Consider the following 247-nt stretch of genomic DNA (forward strand, 5'->3'; position numbering starts at 1 on the left):
AAGGCCAGATGAAGAGCGACTTCAAGTCGGTGACCGAGCAGACCGGCCTGTGGGCCGGCGACGGCGGTTTCTTGATCGACGTGAAGAACAACACCACGCTGATCGGCAGCGTCATCGCCAGCAGCGACAAGGCGGTGGCCGACGGGCTGAACAAGCTGAGCACCGGCACGCTGGTGACGGAGGACGTCAAGAACAAGGCCAACTACAGCGCCTATCAGGTCTCGGTGGGCGGCGGCATCGGCCTGGG

At 64.0% G+C, this 247-nt stretch carries 1 pseudogene; it reads left to right on the forward strand.

Annotation, left to right across the window (positions count from 1 at the left end):
* Window positions 1–247: pseudogene (locus KDH83_RS32340) on the forward strand (hypothetical protein); the annotation flags it as partial.

This window comes from Achromobacter sp. Marseille-Q0513 (genome assembly GCF_018195695.1).
Taxonomy (GTDB): Bacteria; Pseudomonadota; Gammaproteobacteria; order Burkholderiales; family Burkholderiaceae_B; genus Achromobacter.